Origin of the sequence: Microbacterium sp. IEGM 1404, from assembly GCF_030056775.1 — a bacterium.
Lineage (GTDB): Bacteria > Actinomycetota > Actinomycetes > Actinomycetales > Microbacteriaceae > Microbacterium.
In genome coordinates this window covers 1-3,068 of record NZ_JASHKP010000008.1, presented here as the reverse complement: position 1 = coordinate 3,068, position 3,068 = coordinate 1, and the positions used below count along the sequence as shown (strand labels likewise).

At 67.4% G+C, this 3,068-nt stretch carries 4 protein-coding genes; 3 read left to right on the top strand and 1 reads right to left on the bottom strand.

Annotated features, from left to right (window positions below; genetic code table 11):
- Positions 1-17: 17 nt before the first annotated feature.
- Complete coding sequence (locus QM517_RS18085; protein WP_108320786.1) at positions 18-407, bottom strand: heavy metal-responsive transcriptional regulator; 390 nt, start codon at positions 405-407, stop codon at positions 18-20.
- 101 nt (positions 408-508) lie between these two features.
- Here QM517_RS18085 and merA point away from each other — a divergent pair, with 101 nt between their 5' ends.
- The 3 genes from merA to QM517_RS18070 are packed head-to-tail and all read left to right on the top strand — an operon-like array spanning position 509 to position 2,981.
- Positions 509-1,933 carry a mercury(II) reductase gene (merA, locus tag QM517_RS18080; RefSeq protein ID WP_128219030.1) on the top strand — a complete coding sequence of 475 codons (1,425 nt, stop codon included), beginning with the start codon at positions 509-511 and terminating at the stop codon, positions 1,931-1,933.
- Between the two features lie 44 nt (positions 1,934-1,977).
- Complete coding sequence (gene merB / locus QM517_RS18075; RefSeq protein ID WP_283289544.1) at positions 1,978-2,634, top strand: organomercurial lyase MerB; 657 nt, start codon at positions 1,978-1,980, stop codon at positions 2,632-2,634.
- Complete coding sequence (locus tag QM517_RS18070; protein ID WP_283289542.1) at positions 2,625-2,981, top strand: MerC domain-containing protein; 357 nt, start codon at positions 2,625-2,627, stop codon at positions 2,979-2,981. The genes merB and QM517_RS18070 overlap by 10 nt, the downstream gene beginning before the upstream one ends.
- Positions 2,982-3,068: the final 87 nt, after the last annotated feature.

The window sequence follows — 3,068 nt, the reverse complement described above, 5'->3', positions numbered from 1 at the left end:
TCTCGATCGGGGCGCTGCTATAGGTAGCGGCAGACCTGGTCGGTGCTGCAGGTGTCGGGCTCGACGTGGTCTGCCTGGTCGCGTAGCGCGGCGAGGGTGTCGCGGAGGTCGTGGAGCTGTGCGAGTTGCTGGTCGATGTCAGCGAGGCGTGTGTCGAGCAGGTCGCGAACATGGTTGCAGGGGGCTTGGCCGTGGTCGCGGATGTCGAGGATCTGCCGGATTTGGGCCAGGGTGAGTCCGGCTGCTTGACCGCGGTGGATGAAGTTGATACGGGCAAGCGCCGCAGTCGTGTAGTCGCGGTAGCCGCTGGGTGTGCGCTCGGTCGCGGGTAGGAGTCCCTGGTCTTCGTAGAACCGCAGCGTCTTTGCGGTCGTCTCGGCCGCCTCAGCGAGTTCACCGATCCGCATTATCGACGCTCCTTCGTCAGAGGACTTGACCTTCCACCGCACAGGAAGGTTGATGATGACTGTAGCAGCGAATGTTCGCGATAGGTCCGGGAGGGATCGGAATGCAGTCGAGGTTTGATCTGGCCGTGATCGGATCGGGTGGTGCGGCGTTCGCCGCTGCGATCCGCGCCACCATGCTGGGCAAGTCGGTGGTGATGGTGGAGCGCGGCACGTTCGGTGGCACGTGCGTGAACACCGGGTGTGTGCCGTCCAAGGCGCTGATCGCTGCCGGTGAGGCCCGCCATGTGGCGGCGGACGCCGGCGCCCGATTCCCAGGGATTGCCGCTACCGCGGGCCCGGTGGACATGCCCGGTCTGGTGCGTGGCAAGCAGGAGCTGGCCGAGGCCATGCGGGGGGAGAAGTACTTCGACGTGGCCGAGGCGTACGGCTGGCCGGTCCGGCAGGGCGACGCAGCCTTCGCTGGCACTCCGGATGCGCCCGTGTTGGAGGTCACCGCTGCCGACGGCACCGTTGAGACCATCGAGACCGCGCATTACCTGATCGCCACGGGCTCCGCCCCCTGGGCCCCGCCCGTCGAGGGGCTCGACGACGTTGGCTACCTGACGTCGACGTCGGCGATGGAGCTGACCGAGGTGCCCGACTCGTTGGTGGTGCTGGGTGGTGGCTCCGTGGCGCTGGAGTTGGCTCAGCTGTTTGCCCGGCTGGGTTCGACGGTGACCATGCTGGTGCGTTCCCGGCTCGCGTCGAAGGAGGAGCCCGAGGTTTCCAAGGCTCTGCAGGAGGTCTTCGCCGACGAGTGCATCCGGGTGGTCCGCCGTGCTGTTCCGCCCCGGGTCGTCCGAGACACCGCCACCGGTCAGGTCGTTGTCACGGCGGAGGTCTCCGGCGGTGAGCAGGAGTTCCGTGCGGACGAGATCCTCGTCGCGCTCGGACGCCGCCCGGTCACGGCAGGACTCAACCTCGACGTCGTCGGGGTGAAGACCGGCGACGCCGGACAGGTCGTCGTCACCGACGAACTGCGAACCTCCAACCCTCGGGTCTGGGCAGCCGGGGATGTCACCGGGCACCCCGAGTTCGTCTACGTCGCGGCACGCCACGGCACGCTGGTCGCCGAGAACGCCTTCAACGGAGCGGACGCAGCGGTCGACTACACGCGGATGCCGCGGGTGACGTTCACCAGTCCCGCGATCGGCGCGGTCGGGATGACCGAGAAAGAGGTCATCGCGGCCGGGATCCGCTGCGACTGTCGGGTCCTGCCTCTGCACTATGTGCCTCGTGCGGTGGTGAACCGGGACACCCGCGGGTTCATCAAGATGGTTGCCAACGCCGACACTGGTGAAATCCTCGGCCTCACCGCGGTCGCTCAGGACGCGGGCGAGCTCGCCGCCGCCGGCGTCTACATCCTCGGCAAGACCATCACCGAGGTCGCCGACGCGTGGGCCCCGTATCTGACCATGGCCGAGGGCATCCGTATCGTCGCGAAAGCGTTCACCACCGACGTCTCGAAACTGTCCTGCTGCGCCTGACAGTGCACCGACGCACGCACCCCATCAGAACTGGATCAATTACGATGACGAACCTTGCTACCGACCTGATCGACCGTCTCGCCGGATCCGCCGAGACAACCCTGCTGGTCCCGTTGCTCCGGCTGCTTGCGGATGGTGACCCGGTTAGTATCGACGACCTCGCGGCCGCCGCCGCTCTCACTGCCGACGAGGTCCGCGCCCGCCTGGCCGCGATGCCGGACACCGAGTACGACGACCAGGGCCGGATCATCGGCCAAGGCCTCACCCTGCGCCCCACCCGGCACCGGTTCACCGTCGCCGGTGGGGAGCTCTACACCTGGTGCGCCCTTGACACTCTGATCTTCCCCACCCTTATCGGCCGTCCCGCGCGGATCGAGTCGGTCTCCCCGGCCAGCGGCGACACGATCCGGGTCACGGTCGATCCGACCGCCGGTGTCACCAGCGTGGAACCAATCACCGCAGTCGTCTCCCTGGTCGACCCCGGGAATCTGCCGTCGATCCGCTCCTCGTTCTGCAACCAGGTCCACTACTTCACCTCTCCGGAAGACGCAGGCGGCTGGCTTGCACAGCACCCGGAAGGCCGGGTACTGTCCGTCGCCGAAGCCTTCGGGCTTGGCCGCAACCTCCTCCCCGAAACGCTTGCACGTCCAGTCAGCGGCACAGGAGACGGCAGCTACCGCGGGCCGGACGCGTGCTGCTGAACCAGCCCACCTCACGGACGAAGATGGCGATGTCGCCTCACGATGACAACCGAACCGGGGGTGGTCTGCTCATGGCGCTGGGCGCGGCCTTCCTCGTGGTCGCCTGCTGCGCCCTGGGCCCGCTGCTTGCCGCGGGCGGCGCGATCACAGGAATCGGTGCCCTCCTGCACAACCCGTGGGCGATAGCAGGCGGAGTCGGGCTCCTGATCCTCGCGGCCCTGGCGAGCACCATCGCTGTGATACGCAACCGGCGACGCCACCACACGAACGACCCCGACTGCTGCCCGCCCACCCAAAACACTGAGGGCAACGCCGACGCGCAGGATGATCGGAGCCCCAGAAGCTGACACCTTCTGCTGAACCTCAGCGTTCGCGCAGGTGCCGGATCCCGAAACGACGTGTTGGTTGCGCTCTCCGAACGCCTCGTTCATCTA

What these genes read in the sequence shown, in the direction of transcription:
- QM517_RS18085 (WP_108320786.1), bottom strand. Translation starts at nt 407, where the DNA reads ATGCGGATCGGTGAACTCGCTGAGGCGGCCGAGACGACCGCAAAGACG.
- merB (WP_283289544.1), top strand. Translation starts at nt 1,978, where the DNA reads ATGACGAACCTTGCTACCGACCTGATCGACCGTCTCGCCGGATCCGCC.
- merA (WP_128219030.1), top strand. Translation starts at nt 509, where the DNA reads ATGCAGTCGAGGTTTGATCTGGCCGTGATCGGATCGGGTGGTGCGGCG.